The sequence below is a fragment of the Niveispirillum irakense DSM 11586 genome (assembly GCF_000429645.1).
In the GTDB taxonomy this organism is placed as follows: Bacteria; Pseudomonadota; Alphaproteobacteria; order Azospirillales; family Azospirillaceae; genus Niveispirillum; species Niveispirillum irakense.
On record NZ_KE386933.1, the window covers coordinates 511,291 to 529,753 of the forward strand.

Consider the following 18,463-nt stretch of genomic DNA (forward strand, 5'->3'; position numbering starts at 1 on the left):
GCGCATAGAAATTCCTGACATCTGTGGGCAACTACCCTCGATCCCCGGATTTTGCGATGCAGCATAAAAATGTCATGAAATGGCATGCCAACTGTAAAAGATCGCGTGAAGATGCCTGTTTTCCTGTGTCTTAGGCAGGATATTGCGGTGCGGGAGTCTTATGATCGGCCCTATATAGCGAGAGGGGCCTGACCGATCATGATCCGCATCCATCACCGGCTTTACGAGGATGTTTTTGCGCTGGCGCTGGGCACGCTGCTCGTCTCCTTTGGCACCATGATCTATTCCCAGTCCCTGTTGCTGGTGGGCAGCATGGCGGGGCTGGCACTGCTGCTGCAATATGTGACGGGGGCTGGTTTCTGGCTGCTGTTCTTCGTGCTGAACCTGCCCTTCTATGTGCTGGCCTGGAAACGGATGGGCTGGCGCTTCACGGTGCGCACTTTCATCGCGGTTTGTCTGGTATCGGCCCTGACCCGCCTGACCTCGCAATGGGTCGCATTTGCCAATATCCACCCGCTTTACGCCGCCCTGATTGGTGGCGGCTTGATCGGCACGGGCCTGTTGATCCTGTTTCGCCACCGGATCGGGTTGGGTGGGATCAACATTCTGGGCCTGTTCTTGCAGGAACGGTTCGGCATCCGGGCAGGCTATGTGCAACTGGCCTGGGATGGGCTCATCCTGCTGGGCGCCTTCTTCGTGCTGCCGCTGGACAACCTCGCCCTCTCCGTTCTGGGGGCCGTCATTGCCAATATGATCATCGCTTTGAACCATCGGCCCGACCGTTATGTCGCCCGCAGCGCCGATCAGGCTCAATTATCTTCAGATCGGCCCCAGGCGGCATAAATGAACCGGAAACCATGTCTGCGCGGCATTAAATCTATTGCCGATGCCGGATAATAAGGGTTAGCGTACCCCTGAACACGGAGGTATGATGTCAGAAGAACTAACCCCAAGCGACATCCGTATTCTGGAACAATTGCAAAAGGACGCCTCGCTCTCCACCAGCGAACTGGCGGACAAGGTGGGGCTGTCGCAATCGCCCTGCTGGCGGCGCCTGCAGCGATTGAAGGAAGAAGGTTATATCAAGGGGCAGGTGGCCCTGCTGGACCGGGAAAAGCTGGGGCCCAGCATGGTGATCTTCGCTGTCATCAAGATGGCGACCCTGAGCGAGGAACAGCGTTCCCAATTCATCCGCACCATCGAACTGACCCCGCAGATATTGGAGTGCTACACGATCTTCGGCGAGATGGACATCATGCTGAAGATCGATGCGCTTTCCATGTCCTGGTATCAGGATTTCATCTTCAACGTGGTGCTGAAGCTGCCGGGCGTGGTGGATGTGCAATCCACCGTGACGCTGAAGGAACTGAAATATACCACGGCCCTGCCGCTGCGGGGCAGCCGCGCTTTATAAGGCGAGCGGCCCGCCGGGTTCTCCCCGCCGGGCCGGTTCGTCGCCATCGGAAATCAGCCAGGGCTCAGCCCAAAGTGGCGAGAGCTGCGGCACGGTCGGGCTGGATGGCGAAGATGGTGGAGAAGCCGCTGATATCGAACACTTCGCGCACATTGGGATGCAGGGCGCACAGCACCAGCTTCACCTGCCGGGCCTTGGCCTGTTTTGCCGCTTTCAGCAGGATGCGCAAGCCCGCGCTGCTGACATAATCCAGCCCGCCCATATCAATGATCGTGGCCGGCGCGCCAGCGATGGCGGCTGTCAGGGGGGCGTCAAGGGCGACGCTGGTCGTGCCGTCCAGCCGGCCATTCAGGCCGACCAGATTGGTGCTGCCGACCTGTTCCAATGCAATATCCATCGCCATCACTCGTTCCCTGTTGCGTCGTTTTTCCAGCCGGCCACGCGCTGGCCGAAACGGAAATGATTGTGATCGTCCTGCCGGCGATAGGACACCATGTCCATCATCGTCCGGACCATATGCACGCCCAGCCCGCCAATCTCCCGCTCCTCAAGATCGGCATCGATATCGACCGGCGGGCGGGCCAGCGGATCGAAGGGAGGGCCGTCATCCACGATCTCGGCCTGGAGCATGATATCGCTCAGCACCAGGGATACCTTGATCTCCCGCCCGGCGGCCCCGTCCAGACCATGCTGGATGACATTGGTCAGCAACTCATCGAAACAGAGATTGAACTGGAAGGTCGGGCGGGGTGGGATGGCGTTATGGTCGCAGAAGGCCTCCACCGCGTCAGCCAGCCGGGGGATTTCCTCCACCCGGCTGTCCAGCACCATGTCGAGGCGGGCGAGTTCGTCCATTCCAACAGGTCTCCGGTTCAGGGCGGTGGTGGAGGCGGGGTTGGTGATCAACGCATAGACGCCGACACAACGCCGTTGAAGGATGGTTGAGAGATCGGCAGCCCGCGCTTCCAGCGCCACATCGACGAACCGTTCCATATATTGGTGCAGCAGTCTTTCGCCGCCGCCGGTCAGCAGGCCGACGGAAAGAATAGCCTCATCCGCTGGGATATTCTCCTGAATCTTGCCAGCGCGCAGTTCCACCAGGCTGGTTGCTGCGCTGTCATGATCCCAACTGACGACAAGCAGCCGCTCCCCGGTCATGCTGCTGGCCATCTCTGCCAAGACCTGGGCCGGCGGGGAGCCTTCGGCCAACCGTGCGGCCAGAAGGTCGCCGATGGCACCGGCGCGGATCGCGCGGTCCAGCGGATCGGCCAGTTGCACGCTGCCCAGCAGAAGATGGCTGCGGCCGGGCTGGCGCACCAGACGCAGGATCTGGCCGGCATCCCCACCCACCCGCTGCACGATCAGGCGCCGCCCGCCGCAGAAGGTGTCGATATCGGGCTGGGTTGCCTCTACCAATGTGCCCACAAGGTCATGCACGGTGCGGAACTGTTCATTTTCTATGCATAGCCGTTCTGACCGGGCGCGGCGGGCCCGCAGCACGCTGTGCATGGTGCGCAGCGCATCGTCCAGATCCTCGATCTCCGTGATGCCGGTCAGGTCCGGGTCGCTGTCCAGCCGGTCGCTGGACATCAGGCCCATACGGCGCTTCAGCGCCCGCAGGCGCCCAGCGATGCGACCGGCCACCAGCAGTGCCGCCACCAGCCCCAGCAGGGCGCCTGCGGCCAGAAGTCCGGCTGCAACCATGTGCAGCCGTTGTTCTTCTGCTCCCTGCCGCGCGGTGGAAAGCTCCAGCACCAGCCAGCCGCCATCGGCAAGCGGTGCGATGGCCGTGGCCACCGTGTCTACCGTGAGATCATCGGGCAGACTTATGCCCACCGTCGTGGGGGCGCTTGGCGGGGATGGGGTTATGGATGTGCCGATGGACAGCGTTTGCCCGCCGGCCGCATCAAACAGACGCAGTCCGACAATCTCATTGCGTGCCGCAATATCGGCCAGTGTTGCTTCCGGTGGGTTGCTGCTGGATGGCACCAGTTCCGCCAGTGCCACGGCGGCAGCGCGCGCCTGTTCGTTCAGGCCCCATATAGCCTCGGTTCGGTGGCCCAGCAGGACCAGCCCGGCACCCAGGCCGGACAGGACCAGCAGCAGCGGGACAAACAGAAGGATGATGCGGGTGCGGAGCGACAGGATCATGGCTGCGTACTCACCAGATCACCGGCCGTGTCGAAAAAGGCCACCAGCAGCCCCGGGCATTCATTGATTATGGTGAAGAAATGCCCGCGCGCGATGGCGAGCCCGGCGGCACCCTGCACCGGATCAGCCAGCAGGGGTGCGGGTACACCCCGTTCAAACAGCAGCGCGGCGGCCCCGATCACCGGCGGCAGCCGCTGGCCCGCCATGATCACCGCCCCTTCACGTATGATCAGCAGATGGCGCAGTTCGTCTTCCGGGGTGGCGATGGTCTCCCCCGGTCGCCAGGACATCTCGCGGGAGATGTCGGCGATCACGGCCAGCTCGTCGCTGCGCAGCCGGTCGAAGGGTGGTGTCATGCGAAGCTGGAACAGCCGGTCAATCGCGCTCATGCCGACAACTCCGCCTGTGGCCGGAAGACCATGCTGCGTCCTTCACCCGTCAGGCACAGGGACTGGCCGGGTGGCAGCGTCAGGTGATGTTCACCCGGCGCCATCCGGGTGCCATCCGGCAGCGCAAGCGTGATGGTATTGCGCAATGTCAGGCTTGTGCCATCCAGGGCGAACAGGGCCAGCAACCCGTGCCCCAGCAGCGGCGCTGTCCGTTGCAGGGCCAGCCTGGGCAGGGGCGGGCTGGTGGCGGCCAGATGGGTCACTTGCAGGGCGCGGATGCGGGCGCGCAGCGGATCGGCTTCCGCCATGGCGATCCAGGCAATCACCCCGCCTTTGCCCAGCGGGACGGCCCCATCCAGCGAGGGGTGGCTGAGCGTGACCAGCGGTGTGCCACCGCCGGGCCGGCCATTCAGCAGGCGCAGCAGGCCGCTTGTACGCCGTTCCCACTCTGTCCGGTGATCGGCGGCCTCCGTCCGCGCCATCTCCTGCCGCACGGTTTCGCGCATATTGTTGAAAGCATGGGCCAGATCAGCCAGTTCGCGCGCCCCGCGTGGCGGCACGCTGACGGATGTTTCCCCCGCCGCCAGACGGAAGCCAGCCAGCTTCATACCAGCCAGGGGGCCGGCGATGCGCCGCGCGGCCAGTACCGCGATCCCCACAGCCAGCAGCAGGGAAGCCGCGCCGATCAGTCCGGCGCTGACAAGGGCCACCCGCAATTTTCGATTGATCGCAGAGATATCCACGTCGGCCCCGGCCATGGCCTCGGCCCGTCGGCCCTGCCGGGGCAAAGGCACAAAAGCTGTCTTGATCAGGCCCCATTGCTCCCATTGCTGGATATCGGTGATGTAGGGCTGACCGGTATCCAGGACAGACAGGATATTACGGGCATCGCTTTCCGGCAGGCTGTCCATGGTGCCTGGCGGGGAATGGTTGTCGTCCGTATTGGCATCCAGCACGTAAACGATATCCAGCCCGCCCATTGGGGCCTGGGTATAAAGGTAGGTTAATGCCAGTTGCTGTTTGATCCGGCGCAGCGGGGCGACCGCTTGCTGGAAGGCTTCCGTCTGTTCCAGCGCGTCCCCCGGTTCCCCGGCATGGATGGCGGCCAGAAGATCGCGATGCACCTGCGGATCAATCAGGGCAGCGGTAACGGTGCCGACAGCGGTCAGCTTGGCATCAAAGCCGGCGATGATGCTGCGGCGCATTTCTCCATAAGCGGTGATGGCGACGGCCAGTGTGGTCAGGACCAGCGCCGGCACCAGGGCCAGCAGCAAAAGCCCCTGAAGGCTGAAGCGTGCGCCCCGGTTCATGCCGCCACCCTGTGCCGGAACAGGCGGATGGCCAGCCGGGGATAAGCCTTTGCCGATTCAAGGATGGCCTGGGCGGGGATCACCAGCACCTCGCCCGCCGCCATGAAGGCCTCGCTTTCATAGCGGGCGCTAGTCAGTGCCTCCATGCCGATCAGGCTGGGTGTATCATGGTCACTTACCTGTCCGTCCGGGGCCGTTACGCGTGCGTGGCCCCGCAATAGAAGGAACAGGCTGTCCGCCCGTTCACCGGGCTCGAACAGGGAGGTGTCGTCGATCTCGCATTGTTCGCTGGCCCCGACAATGATCAGCAGGTCACGCAAGGGCGAAGACTGGAAAAGATCGCACTGCGCCAGTGCCGCCAGCTTCGCCACGGGTGTCAGGCGTTGATTGCTGGCTTCCAGATGCAAAAGGTCCAGCACTGTCTGCTGGGCCACATCGTGCCGGCCGGGGCGCAGGCGGCTGCGCAGGTCGGGCAGGGCCTTTTCCCGCTCCATATCCCACAAGGCCTGGGCGGCGGCTGCTGCTTCCAGGGGGACATCGCTGTTCAGGGCGGTCCGGAAGATGCTGTCGGGCCTATTTGCCCCTTTCAGACGGTGGTAATTTGCCAGACGGGCGGCCTGGGCCTGCGCATCGCTCAAGCCCCGGATCAGGGTGAAGACCTCGTAATCCGCGGCCTGTTCCAGCGCCTCCAGCGCGTTGCCGCGCGCCTTGGGATTGCTGGATTGCAACGTTGCCATCAGCAGTTCGAAATTGGGCAGGCCGCCGCCCAGGGTCAACAGCAGCAACGCAAATTCCAGCCCATCGCGCTGCTGGTCCTGATAGACCCGGCGCAGCATGGCGCTGCCGGTGGAGCCGGCAATTTCCGGGACCAGCGATCCGTCCCGTTCTGCGGCATAGGCCCGGCGCAGTTCCGCCGCCGGCAGCCCGCCTGCCGTGGCGGCGAACTGGGCGGGCGACAGCCGGGCCAGCGCGCGGGCAGCCACGGCCCGGCTGGAAAAGCCATAATGCCGGTCGCGCAACACCCGCACCAGAACCGGGATGGCCGCTGTGCCCAACCCGGCAGCCGCCTGTTCCATCGCGCGGCGCTCGAACGGGGTCAGCAGATCGGCCAGTTCCAGCAAAGGCAGCAGCACGGCTGGGTCCCTGGTCGACGCCAGCACCTCAATCCCCACCGACCGGGCCTCCGGCGATGCCCGGCGGATGGCATTGAGGATATGACCGGTCAGGTGCATCGTCTTCAGGGCGCCCATTTCCTGCAAGGCGACCAGGGCGCCATGGCGCACCTCCGGGGCCGCGTCGGTCAGGAAATCGGCGATCAGGTGGGCGAACCTGTCTTCCTCCAGCCGCCCCAGCGCCTGGACAGCGGCCAGTCTCTCCGCCTCGTCGCCATGGCGCAGTTCCGTCAACCGGTCCAGCGCCAGCTTGCAATTGGCAGGGTCGCTGCTGTGCCAGAGGGCAATCACGGCGGCGGCGGCCATATCGGGTTCCATCAGCCGGTCGCGCAGCGCTTCAACCCGGCCGCGATCCAGCAATTTATGCACGCCAAGTTCCGCCACCATGGCCGCCTGCGACCAGAGCCGGGCCAGGGTAGGGTCATCTGCCAGGCGCAGCACGGCGCGGCCGGCCCCGTCCTCCAGTGCGCGGCGCAGCACCGGTCGCGCTGCCACCTGTCCCCTGGGGCCGGCGACGGCAATGAAATGCAGCAAGGCCTTCAGGTCAGCCAATGTCCAGGCGCCCGGCTGGATCAGCATGTCCAGGGCGGCGATCCGGACATCTTCAGGGTTGTCGGCGTCCAGCGCCAGGGCGCGCAGGGTCAGTGATTCCTGGTCATTGCTGAGGCCGCGCCGGGGATTGCCGAAATCCAGCCAGCCCCGGCGCAGATTATTGACCATGGACTGGCGATAGGCGTTCCGTAGCGCCAGGACCAGCAGGATCAGCGCCAGCGCCAGCAGGATACCGACGGCGGAAAGCTGTTCCGGGCTCAGGTCGTCTTGCAGAAGCAGCAGGATGACACCGGCAAAGGCGGTGACGAACGGCTCGCACAGCCCCTCCACGACGGTGCGGACCTGCTTGCGGTACCGTTCGTCGATGGCGTTGAACAGGAAGTTGAAATTATTGAAATCAATGGCCGGCACTATGCCCTGAAGCAGCAGGAAGCCCAGCAATGCCGGGCCCAGGCCGAAATCGCCGAAATAATAGGTGAAGATCAACACATAGGTGGCGGGAACGATCAAGGCCACCGACCGCACGCCCAGCCGCAGGACCAGACGGTTGAAGATGAAAAGATTGATGAGCAAGGTCAGCGCACTGGCCGTGCCGTAAAGCTGACCGAACATCCGTGCCAGTTCCTGTTCGTCCCGCCCTTGGGCAAAGACGGACAGATATTGGAACTCGTTGATATTGCCCAGCAGCAGGGACAGCAGAAAGACGCCGACCACAATCGGGATGTAGCGGGACCGGCGTAGCCCTTCCCGGATGGTGGCCAGCGTGCCACCGGCGGCTTCTTCTTCGGCACCCGGATCGTCACTTTCGCTCAACCGCACCCAGCGCTGCCGGATCAGCAGCACCAGCGGCAGGGTCATCAGCGCCAGTCCGGCCCATACCAGATAAAGGGAAGCGATGGATAAGCTGCCGGCCAGCATTGTCACGGCGCCGCCACCGGCAATGCCGCCAATGGCGGCGCCCGCGCTTAACAGCGCAAACAGCCGCTTGCCGTCCTGCACATCGAAATAATCGTCAATAAAATTCCAGTAAAGCGTATAGAGGCCGATGAACCAGACTGCCGCGTAAATCCGCACGGCATAAGACAGGCCATCCGCCAGCAGCGGCGGCAAATGGCTGGCATTGGTCAGCCCCAGCCAAGCCAGCACCCCGCCGCCCACCAGCACGCCCAAGGCCAGCATCAAGGCCCCATCCGCGCCAAACCGCCCGGATATATAGGCCATGGCCGGCGTATAGAGCAGCATGGCAACGGCTGTCACCATATAGACATAGGGCAGGCTGGCGGCCCCGGCCGCTGTCAGGAACAGGGCATCGCCCGCACTCATTCCGATGCTGAGGCCGGCCTGCAGCAGAAATGAAAGGGCGGCGAACGGAATGACCTTTGCCAGGTCGCGCCGTTCCAGTCGCAATGCGCGCAGGACCGTGTTGATCATGGGCCCTAGGTCATGGAGCCGCAGGATTGCGGATGGAGGACAGTTGTACAACGACGTATGACCACGCCATCGTCATTTTGCAAGCGTGCCGATTTTACGGCATGATGCCCACCTCTTTCAGGGGGAAACAGACGTGGGTATGGCTAATACCAGTTCGGACCTGTCGCGAAGCCGGCAGGTGTCGGCATGAGACTTGGTCTGGGCATACGGGGCAAGCTGCTGTTGCTGCTTTTTGTTGCCAGCATTGCCACTTCCGCCAGCTACACATGGTTCACCTATCATCGTGAACGCAATGCCGTACTGGCGGGTATTGATGCCCGCCTGCTGGCAGCCGCCCGCGCGGTGGAGCTTTATACCGGGGTTGATTATCACGACCGTATCGACGGGGCAGGTTCGGTTCCGCTAGCCCAGTATCAGGCCATGATGCAGCGCCTGAACACCTATGCCCGGCAGACCGGCTTTACCTACGTTTATACCTATATGCAGTTTGACGGGAATATCCGCACCACCGCGACCAATGCCACGGAGGAGGAACTGGCGGACGGCACGTATGACCGTTTCTTCCACCATTACGACACGGCGTCTCCTGTCCTTTTCCGCGCCTTCCAGACGGGGCAGATCCAGTTCGAGGATCTGGTGGACAGCTACGGCACTTTCCGCACTGTTTTCGTGCCCGTCACCACCCCATCGGGCAAAGTGTTTGTCGCGGGCGCCGACCTGAGCATCGATTTTGTTGAACAGCAGATGAGAGCGGCGCTGCGGGGCGCCCTGCTGATCGGCGGGGCCGGCTTCGTGCTGATGATGGTGCTCGGCCATTTCGTGATTTCCCGCATCATTCAGCCCCTGACGGTCTTGACGGGCAAGACCAAGCTGCTGGTGGGGGACAGTATCGACCGGGATATCGCCGACCAGATCCGCGCCATCATGGCGCGCCGCCGGGATGAGGTGGGGGCGCTTGCCGCTGCTTTGACGGAGATGATCCGCCGCCTGGATCTTTATGTCATCCAGTTGCAGGAAACCACGGCGGCGAAGGAGCGGGTGGAGGGCGAGTTATCAGCGGCCCGTGAAATCCAGCTTGGCCTGCTGCCCTGCCGGGAACCGCCCTTTCCCCAGCATCCCGAGTTTGAGCTGCATGGCCTGATGGAGCCGGCCAAGGCGGTAGGCGGCGACCTTTATGATTATTTCATGGTAGGTGAGGACCATCTGGTCTTCATCGTGGGGGACGTGTCGGGCAAGGGCGTGCCAGCGGCTTTGTTCATGGCCGTGGCCAAGACCCTGTTCAAAGGCAATTCCGCGTCGGCCCCGCCGCCGGCCCCGCCCGACATCGCCTCTGTGGTCGATCTGTTGAACCGGCAGCTTTGCGATGAAAACCCGCAGGAACTGTTCATCACCGTCTGTGCCGGCATCCTGAATATCCGCACGGGTCAGGTGGATTATTGCGATGGCGGCCATGACGCCCCCATCGTGCTTTCCGCTGACGGACAGATAAAGCGGGTGGACAAGGTGCCCGGTCTGGTCCTGGGCGCCATGGATGATTATGACTATCAGGCGGGCCGCATCATGCTGTCGCCGGGTGACACGCTGCTGCTTTATACTGACGGCATCACCGAGGCGATGGACCCGACGGGCCGCACCTTCACCTATGAAGGGCTGCTGGAACGGTTGATGGCGATGCCCGCGGACCTGACGCCGCGCGGCGTCAACGGCTGGGTCCGGGACAGTGTCGCCGCCTTTGCGGAAGGGGCTGAACAGTCCGACGACCTGACATTGCTGACAATCCGTTATCTGGGTGACGCGCAGCCCTCGTCTGTGGTGGAGAGCCGGGAGAGTGTTTTTGCCTGACACACAATCCTTCAGTGCCGATATCACGGCCGAATTCGCCCGCCTTTATCCTGCGGCCTGGGCCCGGCAGGCGATCCCCGCAGATGAACTGGCGCTGCTGGCGCAAGCGGCAATGGGGAATGGCAACCAGTTCCGCCGTTTCCTGAAACGCCGCCTGCATGGTGACCCGGTGGCCTATATCCTGGGCCATGTCACTTTCGCCGGCCGTCGCTTCACCATGGACCGGCGCGCCTATGTCACCGATCCGGAGACGGTGCATCTGGTGGGGGCCGTGCGGCAATGGGCCAGCCCCCGACAGGGGCCCCTCTATGCGGCGGAAGTGGGGGTAGGCGCGGGCGCCCTTGCCATCACTCTGTTGCTGGAGGTGCCGGACCTGCGCATCACCGGTCTGGAACTGGATGACGCCGCTGCCGCCCTGTGCCGGGAAAATGCCGCCCATCATGGCGTGGCTTTGGATGTGGTGGAAAGCGACCTGTTCGCCGCCTGGGGCGACCGGCCGGCCCCGGACCTGATCTATGGCGACCTGCCTTGGGGCGATGATACGACTTTGTATGGTCAGGATCGGGATGCCGATCATTATCATCGTATGCCGCCGACCACGGCCTTCCCCTTGTCTGGCCGGACAGGCGCGCATCAGGATCTGATAATGGCGGTGCGCGACCGGGGGTGGGCTGCCCATATCCTGTTAAATTGCGGCACCTTGCCGGATGGCGATATCGCTGATGTCGTAGCGGCAGCCAGGGACATGCAAGCCCGCTTGCTGTCGCCAGCGGCCACGGCGCGCATTCTGCACCTTTTCCCGCTGTGACCTTTGAGCAAGGTGAAGGAAAGGATAAATTTTCTCTCAATGCGCACTTGCAAAAAACAGTTTCAGACGCAAGGCTTACCCCATCCGAACTGTTTTGGTTCTGTCCCGATGGGTTGCCTGTGATGCTTCTGTCCCAAGCCCGGCGTGCCGCACCCATTGACACCTCTCCAGCTACGGCGGATCGCAGTGTGGCCCGGCCCCTTTATCCGATGGGATTCGTGCTGGGGGCAGGATATCCGACCGATGCCGATTGCATCGTTCACCGGCAGGACGCGGGCAAGGGCCTGGGGGTTTATGCCCGCCGCGCGTTCCAGCGGGGCCAGCTTATCTGTCGTATCAGCGGATCGATCACGCATGAGGTGATGCAGCACACCTTGCAGATCAGCCCCGGTGTGCATCTGTATGATCCGTTCTTCACCGGCTATCTGCTGCATGCCTGCGACCCGAACTGTTTTCTCGATATGCAGCGGTTCGAGCTGTGGGCCCTGAAGGATATCGCGCCGGCGGAGGCGATGACGATGGATTATGCCAGCACGGAGGATGTGCTGTTCAAGCAGTTCCGCTGCCTGTGCGGCTCCGCCAATTGCCGGGATTGGATCACGGGCCGGCGGGAAGCGCCGCAGCGGCCGGCATCGGAATAAACGGGATATCGTGATGGTGGATTTCTGGTGGGCGCGGCCGGACCTGCGCTATGTCGGCGGGCGGCTGCATCTGGCCGGCACCGATCTGGCGCAGGCCGCGGCGGCTGCCGGGGGTCCGGCCTTTTTCTATTCCGGTGCGCGGGTGCTGGATAATCTGCGCCGGCTGCGCGCGGCCCTGGACAGTACCGGGCTGGATGGGGCCATCCGCTATGCCATGAAGGCCAACCGCTTCGCCCCGTTGCTGACCTGGATGAAACTGTCAGGCCTGTGCGGCATCGACGCCTGCTCCCCGGCAGAAGTGCGCCATGCCGTGCAATCCGGTTTCCGCACGGGGGATATCTCTTATACCGCTACCTCGGTTTCCGATGCCGATCTGGCGGTGCTGGCGCGCCAGCCCGATATCTGGATCAATGCCGACAGCTTGTCCATGATCCGCCGGCTGGGCCGGCTGATGCCGGGCCGTGCCATCGGCATCCGGGTCAATCCGGCGCTGGGCGTGGGGTATGGGGAGAACCAGTTGCTGCGCTATAGCGGCGACCGGACCTCCAAATTCGGCATCTATCGCGAACAGTTCCCCGAGGCCTTGGCCCTGGCGCGGGAGGTCGGGCTCTCCGTGGAGGGCATCCATTTCCATGTCGGCTGTGGCTACCTGAACGGGCAGTTGGAAGCCTGGGGTCAGGTGCTGCGGGAATGCCGCTGGTTTCTGGAACAGGTGGACAGGCCGCGTCTGGTCAATCTCGGCGGTGGCCTGGGTGTGCCACATGTCGCGACGGACCAGCCGCTGGACCTGGACCGTTGGGCCGGCTTGATCCGGAATGCTTTTGCGGGCCTGGGTGTGGCCGTGTGGGTGGAGCCGGGGGATTACATCGTCAAGGATGCCGGCTTGCTGATGCTGCAGGTGACCCTGGCGGAGCGTAAGCGCAACACCCTGTTCTATGGCGTGGATGGCGGTTTCAATCTGGCGATCGAGCCGGCCTTCTACAGCCTGCCATGTGAGCCGGTGCCGGCCGTGCTCGGCGCGGAGCCGGCCATTGCCTGGGCACCCGATGCCCTGACACCTGCCACCATCGCCGGCAATATCAACGAGGCGCTGGACCTTTTCGCCCAGGATGTGCCGCTGCCGGCGATGCGGGAAGGCGATTATCTCGCCTTGCTGAATGCCGGTGGTTATGCCGCCGCCATGGGGTCGAACCATTGCATGCGCGGCACGGCGACTGAGCATCTTTTGGTGTAATTCATCTGCTGGTCACAATTTTATTCCGACCTTCTATGGCCGGGCGGTGCGGTGGGGTGGTTTGTGTTCCACCCCACCAGTTCAGGCTCAGGCTGCCTTGGCCTGATTATTGACGCTGCTTGTGGCCAGCTTGCTCAGCAGCGTGTCGGTGCGCTTCTCCTCTTCCAGCGTTTCATCCAGAAGGGATGCTGCTTCAGTCAGGCCCAGTTGCGTGGCCCAGGTGCGCAGGGTGCCGTAACGGCTGATCTCGTAATGCTCCACCGCCTGGGCTGCGGCCAGCAGGCCGGCATCCAGGGCGTCGCTATTGGCGAAATCCTCCATCACCTCCTTGCTTTCATCGATGATGCCGATAATCGCGTCGCAGGTCTTGCCGCGCGGGGATTTGCCGATGCTCTCGAACACTTTTTCCAGCCGTTCGATCTGGCCTTCCGTTTCCGTGCGGTGCTGTTCAAACGCCTGGCGCAGCTCGTCCGATTGGGCGTTCTTCGCCATGCGGGGCAGGGCACGCAGGATTTGCTTTTCCGCGTAATAGATATCCTTCAGCGTCTCGTGGAAAAGGTCGTTCAGGTCCTTGGTCTGCTTGGCCATGGCTTTACTCTGTTTCCGAGGTGGACAGGATAGTGGCCGGCGACAAGAAGTCGACGGCACGCTGCAGCAACCCCGGCCATGCTGCATGGTTCCTTGATGGAAACCAGTATCATTGGGGGCACCCCGCCCTGGCGCTCTTGTCCGGAATCGGGTTGGAACGGGGGTGATGGCGCCAGCGTTTCCTTCTGACACTCTCCCTGACCATCATGGAGACTGTCATTATGACCGCCATTGAGAATGCCCGTATCCTGATTGTGGCCACCCACGGGTTCGAGCAATCGGAACTGATGGTTCCGCGGGATGAGTTGCGGGCCAAGGGAGCGAAGGTTGATGTCGCCTCCCTGGACGGCCAGCCCATCCGGGGTTGGGACAAGAAGGATTGGGGGGAAACCGTACCCGCCGATCTGCGCATCGCCGATGCCAAGGCCGACGATTATGATGCCATCGTTTTGCCGGGCGGGCAGATCAACCCGGATATATTGCGCGCCGATGCGGACACGATGGCGCTGCTGGGCCGCTTCCTGTCCAGCGGCAAGACAGTGGCCGCCATCTGTCATGCCCCCTGGCTGCTGGTGCAGGCTGATGCCCTGCGGGACCGCAACGTTACCTCCTACCCCTCCATTCGCAAGGATGTGGAAAATGCCGGCGGCCGGTGGGTTGATCAGGAGGTGGTGACCGATAAGGGCATCATCACCAGCCGGTCGCCGGATGATCTGCCGGCCTTCGTTGCCAAGATCGTGGAAGAGGTGGGCGAGGGTATCCACCGCCGCCGTGCGGCCTGACGGGAGCAGCCATCATGGACCGTCAGGAGGAAGAGGCGCTGGAACAGCGCATTCGGGAGAAGGCGCACAAACTCTGGCAGCAGGAAGGGTGCCCGCCCGGACAGGCGGACCGACATTGGCAGGCCGCCCGCCAACTGCTTGCCATTGAGACGGAGGCCGATACGGCTTTGATCCCAGTGGAAGAGAGCTTTCGGGAAGCGTCGGAGCCGATCAGCGTTGTGGAGGCGCAGGGCGATGTGCCCGGTCTGACCGATCAGGGTGAGAAACAGCAATATCCGTCCAGCCCCGACAGGGGCGATTGGCCGGAGCGCTGATAATCCCCTGGTGCCGGCCGCAGGGTGCCCCCCTTGCGGCCGGCACATTTCTGTGGGCCTTTCCTTCCCGATCCGGCTTGCCTAATGTGCCGGCCTTCTGCGGTAGGAGAGCAAGCGGATGAACAGCAGCCCCATTCCCATGATCATGGACGGCGATCCCGGCACCGATGATCTGCTGACCTGGATGTGGGCGCTGGCGCGACCGACACAGGTGGAGATGCTGGGCATCGCCACCGTTCACGGCAATGTGCCGTTGGCCCGCACGACGGAAAATGCCCTGGCTTTGCTGGATTTCCTGGGCGCTGCCGATATTCCTGTCCATGCGGGCGCCCCGGCGCCGGCGGATCAGGACCGGGCGCCGGAGGGCGATGGCGCTTTTGCCGAAAGCGGGCTGGGCGCCTTGACCTTGCCGCCGGCCCGCCGGACTATTGCCTCTGACAATGCGGTGGCCTGGATGGCGCAGACCCTGCGTGCCCATCCGGCGGGCAGCATCACCATCTGCGCCACCGGCCCCTTGACCAATCTGGCCCTGCTGCACCGGCGTGATCCGGAGGCGTTCGCCCGGATCGGCCGGATTGGCGTGATGGGCGGTTCCTTCAACCTGCTCCCGCCCAACCATGTGCGGCGGGGCAATATCACCCCCTGGGCCGAATTCAATTTCTATATGGACCCGGTGGCAGCACAGGAAGTGTTGAATGCCGGCGTGCCGGTCCTGCTGCTGCCGCTGGATGTGACGCATCTGTTTGTCAGCACGCCCGACCGGATGGCCCGCGCCCGCACCCTGCCGCGCCATGGGCAGGAAGTGGCCTTGATGCTGGATGCGGCAGCCCATCTGGACCGACCGAAATTTGGCGCGGACGGTGCCTTTCAGCATGACACGACGGTGTTGGCGGCCCTGCTGTACCCGCATCTGTTCCAGACAATGCGGGGGCAGGTGCAGGTGGTGACCACGGGGCCGGCGGCAGGGGCCTGCCTGCTGCTGCCGGATGACGCGGCACTGGTGGAGGTGGCGACCGGGGTAAAAGACCCAGCCGCCTTCTTCGACCTGTTGTTTGACGCGCTTTCGGGTTGAACGGAAAACCCTGGGGGCGGGTTAGGCCGCCCCCAGGGGAACCTCTATTGCTGACCCTTTACCGCCGACAGGCGGGATGCCGCCAGGGTGACGGGTACGCTGCTGACGATGTCGGTGGCCGATCGGGCGAGATGGACCTGATAATCGCCCGCCGCGATGTTCCAGGCCCGGCCCGCCACATCATAGGTGGCCAGCAGGCGCGGATCGACGGTCACTTCCACTTGCTTGGATTCGCCCGGCGCCAGGGCCAGTTTCTGGAAACCGGCCAGCCGCTTCGGCGCTTCCCAGCCGCTGGCCGCCGGGCCGACATAAAGCTGCGGCACCGCCTGCCCATGGCGGCTGCCTGTGTTGGTCACGCGGGCGCTGATGCGCAAACCGTCCGGCGTCGCGCTGGCTTTCAGGTCGCCATACTCGAATGTCGTGTAGGACAGGCCATGGCCGAACGGGAACAGGGGCTTGTGTCCTTCCCGATCGAACCATTTATAGCCGACCGCAGCGCCTTCCTGATAGGTCACGTCGAACGGTTCATCCTGCTTCTTGTCCGTGCCGTCCAGCACCGGGCGTGGCAACTGGTCCAGCGATTGCGGGAAGGTGACGGGCAGGCGCCCGCTGGCGTCAATCTCGCCATACAGCACGCGGGCAATGGCCTCGCCCCCGCGCGTGCCGGGATACCAGGCTTCCAGCACCGCCGGCACCTGATCCAGCCAGGGCATCAGCACCGGGCCGCCGGTTTGCAGTACGACGACGACATTCTTGTTCGCCTTGGCAACGGCCTGGATCAGCCCTTCCTGACCATCGGGCAGGGTGAGGGAGAAATCCATCGCCTCGCCCGTCCATTGGTTGGCGAACAGGATCACCAGATCGCTCTCCGCCGCCAAAGCCGCCGCTGCCGCCGGGTCGGTGCCGGGGTCGAACCGGACCTGATCCTTGCCGGCGCGCTTGGCGATGGCGTTCAGCGGGGCGGAGGCGTGGAAGACGACAGGACCCGGGAAATGCTGCGGCCCCAGGCCCGGCACCGGGTTGCCGCCAGGGCCGAATACGGTGGAGGAACCGCCACCCGACAGCACCCCCTTATCGGCATAGCCGCCGATGACGGCGATGCGCTTGGCGCTGGCGGCCAGCGGCAGCAGGTTGCCCTCATTCTTCAGCAGCACGATGCCTTCCTCGGCATCGGCCTGTGTGATGATGGCGTGGGCTCCCATATCGATGGGGGCGATTTCTACCGGGTTATCCATCGCGCCGGTCGCGAACAGCGCATGCAGGATGCGCCGGTTCATATCATCCAGCCGTTCCATGGGGATGGAACCATCCTTCAGTGCCGCCCCCAGCAATTCCGCCCCGAAGAACTGCTTCTTGTCGAAGATATAGCCCGATTGCTGGTCAAGCCCGGCATTGGCGGCGGGGGCTGTGCTGTGGACAGCGCCCCAGTCGGACATGACATACCCCTTATAGCCCCAATCCTGTTTCAGCACCCGGTTCAGCAGGAAATCACTCTCGCAGGCATAGGGACCATTGTAGCGGTTATAGGCGCACATGACGGAGGCGGGCTCGCCCTTTTCCATCGCGATCTCGAATGCCAGGAGGTCGGACATGCGGGCGCCCGCCTCGTCGATCTTGGCGTTCAGGACAAAGCGGCCCGTTTCCTGCGCGTTCAGGGCGAAATGCTTGATGGTGGAGATGATGTTGTTGGATTGGATGCCCTTGATCTGGGCGCCGACCATGATGCCGGCCAGCAGCGGATCTTCCCCGCCATATTCGAAATTACGGCCATTGCGCGGCTCACGCACCAGATTGATGCCGCCGGCCAGCATGACATTGAAGCCGGATGCCCGCGCTTCCTTGCCGATCATGGCGCCGCCCTTTTCGGCCAGGGCCGGATTCCAGGTAGCGGCCGTGGCGATGCCGGCGGGCAGGGAGGTGCGCTCCCGGTATGGTGCCAGACTGTCGCGCTGTGTCGCGACACCCACCCCGGCATCGGTCAGCCATTGTGGCGGGATGCCCAGGCGCGCAATGCCGGGGACATAGCCGGCGGAGCCCATCCGCGCCTCTTCAGGGGGGAAATAGCCCTTATCCTTCATCGGCGATCCGAAATAGCCGAAGACGAGCAGCTTCTTCTCTTCCACCGTCATGGCCCGCAGCAGCAATTCGGCCCGCTGATCAGGGGAAAGCTGACGGTCGCCCCAGGGCTGGGCGTTGGTCTGGCTGTTCATGGTGGCAGCACTACTGGTGGCGGCGGGCACTGTCATGGCGGCGGTTGTCAGCAAAAGACAAGACAGCAGCAGGCGCATCTTCCTGGTTTGCATCGGCATTCTCTCACGGCTCGGCTTTCGGGCGCCGGCGGGGTTGCCCCCGTTCCTCCCGGCAATGGGGCCGGATGATGGCCCCTGGACAGGGACGGCTCCGGCTTTATCCTATCAATGACGGCCTTTGGGGGCCGGTGATTGGCACTCAGGATAACATCCTGGCTGATTCAGGCCATAGAAAACAGACAACGTTGTCTAAAAATATGACAACCAATCACCTTCTGTCAGGTTGCATCTGCCTGTATGTCTGTCGGGCAGAGGGCTCCGCCAGGGTGGTTTTCTCCCGCATAACGGAAAATCCTTCGCTTTTGCGAGAAAATGCGGGGCGTTGCCAGGCTCTGTCGGGCATCGCCTCAAAAGGGGTGTGTATTTCAGGTCACGCTCTGTCCGCCGATCTGACAACGCTGACATAAATTCCTTGACACCCTTCTGTCTGTCCGTAATCTCTGTCAGACAAAGT

Annotated in this window: 16 protein-coding genes; 9 read left to right on the forward strand and 7 right to left on the reverse strand. The window is 63.4% G+C overall.

The features are described 5' to 3' along the window. The first annotated feature begins 198 nt into the window (after positions 1-198). Positions 199-843 carry a YitT family protein gene (locus G473_RS27350; protein ID WP_035707541.1) on the forward strand — a complete coding sequence of 215 codons (645 nt, stop codon included), beginning with the start codon at positions 199-201 and terminating at the stop codon, positions 841-843. A gap of 85 nt (positions 844-928) precedes the next feature. Next, positions 929-1,414 (forward strand): Lrp/AsnC family transcriptional regulator, encoded by a 486-nt coding sequence (locus tag G473_RS0116420; RefSeq protein ID WP_210163339.1) that lies wholly within the window; start codon positions 929-931, stop codon positions 1,412-1,414. Positions 1,415-1,478: 64 nt separating this feature from the next. Here G473_RS0116420 and G473_RS0116425 read toward each other — a convergent pair whose 3' ends face one another. From G473_RS0116425 to G473_RS29440, 5 genes are read right to left on the reverse strand one after another with little or no spacing between them, the layout of a single operon-like run. Beyond that, entirely contained in the window at positions 1,479-1,817 is a 339-nt protein-coding gene (locus G473_RS0116425) for an STAS domain-containing protein (RefSeq protein ID WP_245580084.1), read from the reverse strand. Further along, positions 1,817-3,565, reverse strand: coding sequence for an ATP-binding protein (locus G473_RS29435; protein ID WP_051330357.1), 1,749 nt, complete (start codon positions 3,563-3,565; stop codon positions 1,817-1,819). The genes G473_RS0116425 and G473_RS29435 overlap by 1 nt, the downstream gene beginning before the upstream one ends. Then, the gene (locus tag G473_RS0116435; protein ID WP_029014003.1) at positions 3,562-3,954 is read right to left on the reverse strand and encodes a cyclic nucleotide-binding domain-containing protein; all 393 of its coding nucleotides are present in this window, start codon (positions 3,952-3,954) and stop codon (positions 3,562-3,564) included. The genes G473_RS29435 and G473_RS0116435 overlap by 4 nt, the downstream gene beginning before the upstream one ends. Beyond that, positions 3,951-5,264 carry a HAMP domain-containing protein gene (locus G473_RS0116440; protein ID WP_029014004.1) on the reverse strand — a complete coding sequence of 438 codons (1,314 nt, stop codon included), beginning with the start codon at positions 5,262-5,264 and terminating at the stop codon, positions 3,951-3,953. The genes G473_RS0116435 and G473_RS0116440 overlap by 4 nt, the downstream gene beginning before the upstream one ends. Then, positions 5,261-8,419: a hypothetical protein gene (locus G473_RS29440; protein ID WP_029014005.1), complete on the reverse strand. Its 3,159-nt coding sequence runs from the start codon at positions 8,417-8,419 to the stop codon at positions 5,261-5,263. The genes G473_RS0116440 and G473_RS29440 overlap by 4 nt, the downstream gene beginning before the upstream one ends. Before the next feature lie 186 nt (positions 8,420-8,605). Between G473_RS29440 and G473_RS27365 the strand changes: the two genes are divergently transcribed. The 4 genes from G473_RS27365 (at position 8,606) to G473_RS0116465 (ending at position 12,944) form a co-directional block, all read left to right on the forward strand. Continuing rightward, the gene (locus tag G473_RS27365; protein WP_051330358.1) at positions 8,606-10,261 is read left to right on the forward strand and encodes a PP2C family protein-serine/threonine phosphatase; all 1,656 of its coding nucleotides are present in this window, start codon (positions 8,606-8,608) and stop codon (positions 10,259-10,261) included. Beyond that, positions 10,254-11,069: a methyltransferase gene (locus G473_RS29445; protein WP_029014006.1), complete on the forward strand. Its 816-nt coding sequence runs from the start codon at positions 10,254-10,256 to the stop codon at positions 11,067-11,069. Before G473_RS27365 ends, G473_RS29445 begins: the two co-directional genes overlap by 8 nt. Positions 11,070-11,191: 122 nt before the next feature. Then, entirely contained in the window at positions 11,192-11,710 is a 519-nt protein-coding gene (locus tag G473_RS0116460; protein WP_029014007.1) for an SET domain-containing protein-lysine N-methyltransferase, read from the forward strand. Positions 11,711-11,723: 13 nt separating this feature from the next. Continuing rightward, a complete protein-coding gene (locus G473_RS0116465) occupies positions 11,724-12,944 on the forward strand; it encodes a type III PLP-dependent enzyme domain-containing protein (RefSeq protein ID WP_084438244.1) in 1,221 nt (406 codons plus the stop codon). Between the two features lie 87 nt (positions 12,945-13,031). Here the strand turns inward: G473_RS0116465 and G473_RS0116470 are convergent, their stop codons facing one another. Beyond that, complete coding sequence (locus G473_RS0116470) at positions 13,032-13,532, reverse strand: YciE/YciF ferroxidase family protein (protein WP_029014009.1); 501 nt, start codon at positions 13,530-13,532, stop codon at positions 13,032-13,034. Between the two features lie 221 nt (positions 13,533-13,753). Here G473_RS0116470 and G473_RS0116475 point away from each other — a divergent pair, with 221 nt between their 5' ends. From G473_RS0116475 to G473_RS27375, 3 genes are all read left to right on the forward strand, one after another. Next, the gene (locus G473_RS0116475) at positions 13,754-14,314 is read left to right on the forward strand and encodes a type 1 glutamine amidotransferase domain-containing protein (protein ID WP_029014010.1); all 561 of its coding nucleotides are present in this window, start codon (positions 13,754-13,756) and stop codon (positions 14,312-14,314) included. Between the two features lie 14 nt (positions 14,315-14,328). Next, positions 14,329-14,628, forward strand: a complete 300-nt coding sequence (locus G473_RS0116480) for a DUF2934 domain-containing protein (protein WP_029014011.1) — start codon at positions 14,329-14,331, stop codon at positions 14,626-14,628. A gap of 118 nt (positions 14,629-14,746) precedes the next feature. Further along, the gene (locus tag G473_RS27375) at positions 14,747-15,700 is read left to right on the forward strand and encodes a nucleoside hydrolase (protein WP_051330359.1); all 954 of its coding nucleotides are present in this window, start codon (positions 14,747-14,749) and stop codon (positions 15,698-15,700) included. A 44-nt stretch (positions 15,701-15,744) separates the two neighbouring features. Here the strand turns inward: G473_RS27375 and G473_RS0116490 are convergent, their stop codons facing one another. Beyond that, the gene (locus G473_RS0116490; RefSeq protein ID WP_029014012.1) at positions 15,745-18,003 is read right to left on the reverse strand and encodes a beta-glucosidase family protein; all 2,259 of its coding nucleotides are present in this window, start codon (positions 18,001-18,003) and stop codon (positions 15,745-15,747) included. Positions 18,004-18,463 lie beyond the last annotated feature (460 nt).

Excerpts from the sequence above, each read along its gene's own strand:
- G473_RS29435 (WP_051330357.1), bottom strand. The coding sequence starts at position 3,565 with ATGATCCTGTCGCTCCGCACCCGCATCATCCTTCTGTTTGTCCCGCTG.
- G473_RS27350 (WP_035707541.1), top strand. The coding sequence starts at position 199 with ATGATCCGCATCCATCACCGGCTTTACGAGGATGTTTTTGCGCTGGCG.
- G473_RS0116475 (WP_029014010.1), top strand. The coding sequence starts at position 13,754 with ATGACCGCCATTGAGAATGCCCGTATCCTGATTGTGGCCACCCACGGG.
- G473_RS0116425 (WP_245580084.1), bottom strand. The coding sequence starts at position 1,817 with ATGGCGATGGATATTGCATTGGAACAGGTCGGCAGCACCAATCTGGTC.
- G473_RS27375 (WP_051330359.1), top strand. The coding sequence starts at position 14,747 with ATGAACAGCAGCCCCATTCCCATGATCATGGACGGCGATCCCGGCACC.
- G473_RS29440 (WP_029014005.1), bottom strand. The coding sequence starts at position 8,419 with ATGATCAACACGGTCCTGCGCGCATTGCGACTGGAACGGCGCGACCTG.
- G473_RS0116435 (WP_029014003.1), bottom strand. The coding sequence starts at position 3,954 with ATGAGCGCGATTGACCGGCTGTTCCAGCTTCGCATGACACCACCCTTC.
- G473_RS0116420 (WP_210163339.1), top strand. The coding sequence starts at position 929 with ATGATGTCAGAAGAACTAACCCCAAGCGACATCCGTATTCTGGAACAA.
- G473_RS0116470 (WP_029014009.1), bottom strand. The coding sequence starts at position 13,532 with ATGGCCAAGCAGACCAAGGACCTGAACGACCTTTTCCACGAGACGCTG.
- G473_RS0116440 (WP_029014004.1), bottom strand. The coding sequence starts at position 5,264 with ATGAACCGGGGCGCACGCTTCAGCCTTCAGGGGCTTTTGCTGCTGGCC.
- G473_RS0116460 (WP_029014007.1), top strand. The coding sequence starts at position 11,192 with ATGCTTCTGTCCCAAGCCCGGCGTGCCGCACCCATTGACACCTCTCCA.
- G473_RS0116480 (WP_029014011.1), top strand. The coding sequence starts at position 14,329 with ATGGACCGTCAGGAGGAAGAGGCGCTGGAACAGCGCATTCGGGAGAAG.
- G473_RS0116465 (WP_084438244.1), top strand. The coding sequence starts at position 11,724 with ATGGTGGATTTCTGGTGGGCGCGGCCGGACCTGCGCTATGTCGGCGGG.
- G473_RS0116490 (WP_029014012.1), bottom strand. The coding sequence starts at position 18,003 with ATGCAAACCAGGAAGATGCGCCTGCTGCTGTCTTGTCTTTTGCTGACA.
- G473_RS27365 (WP_051330358.1), top strand. The coding sequence starts at position 8,606 with ATGAGACTTGGTCTGGGCATACGGGGCAAGCTGCTGTTGCTGCTTTTT.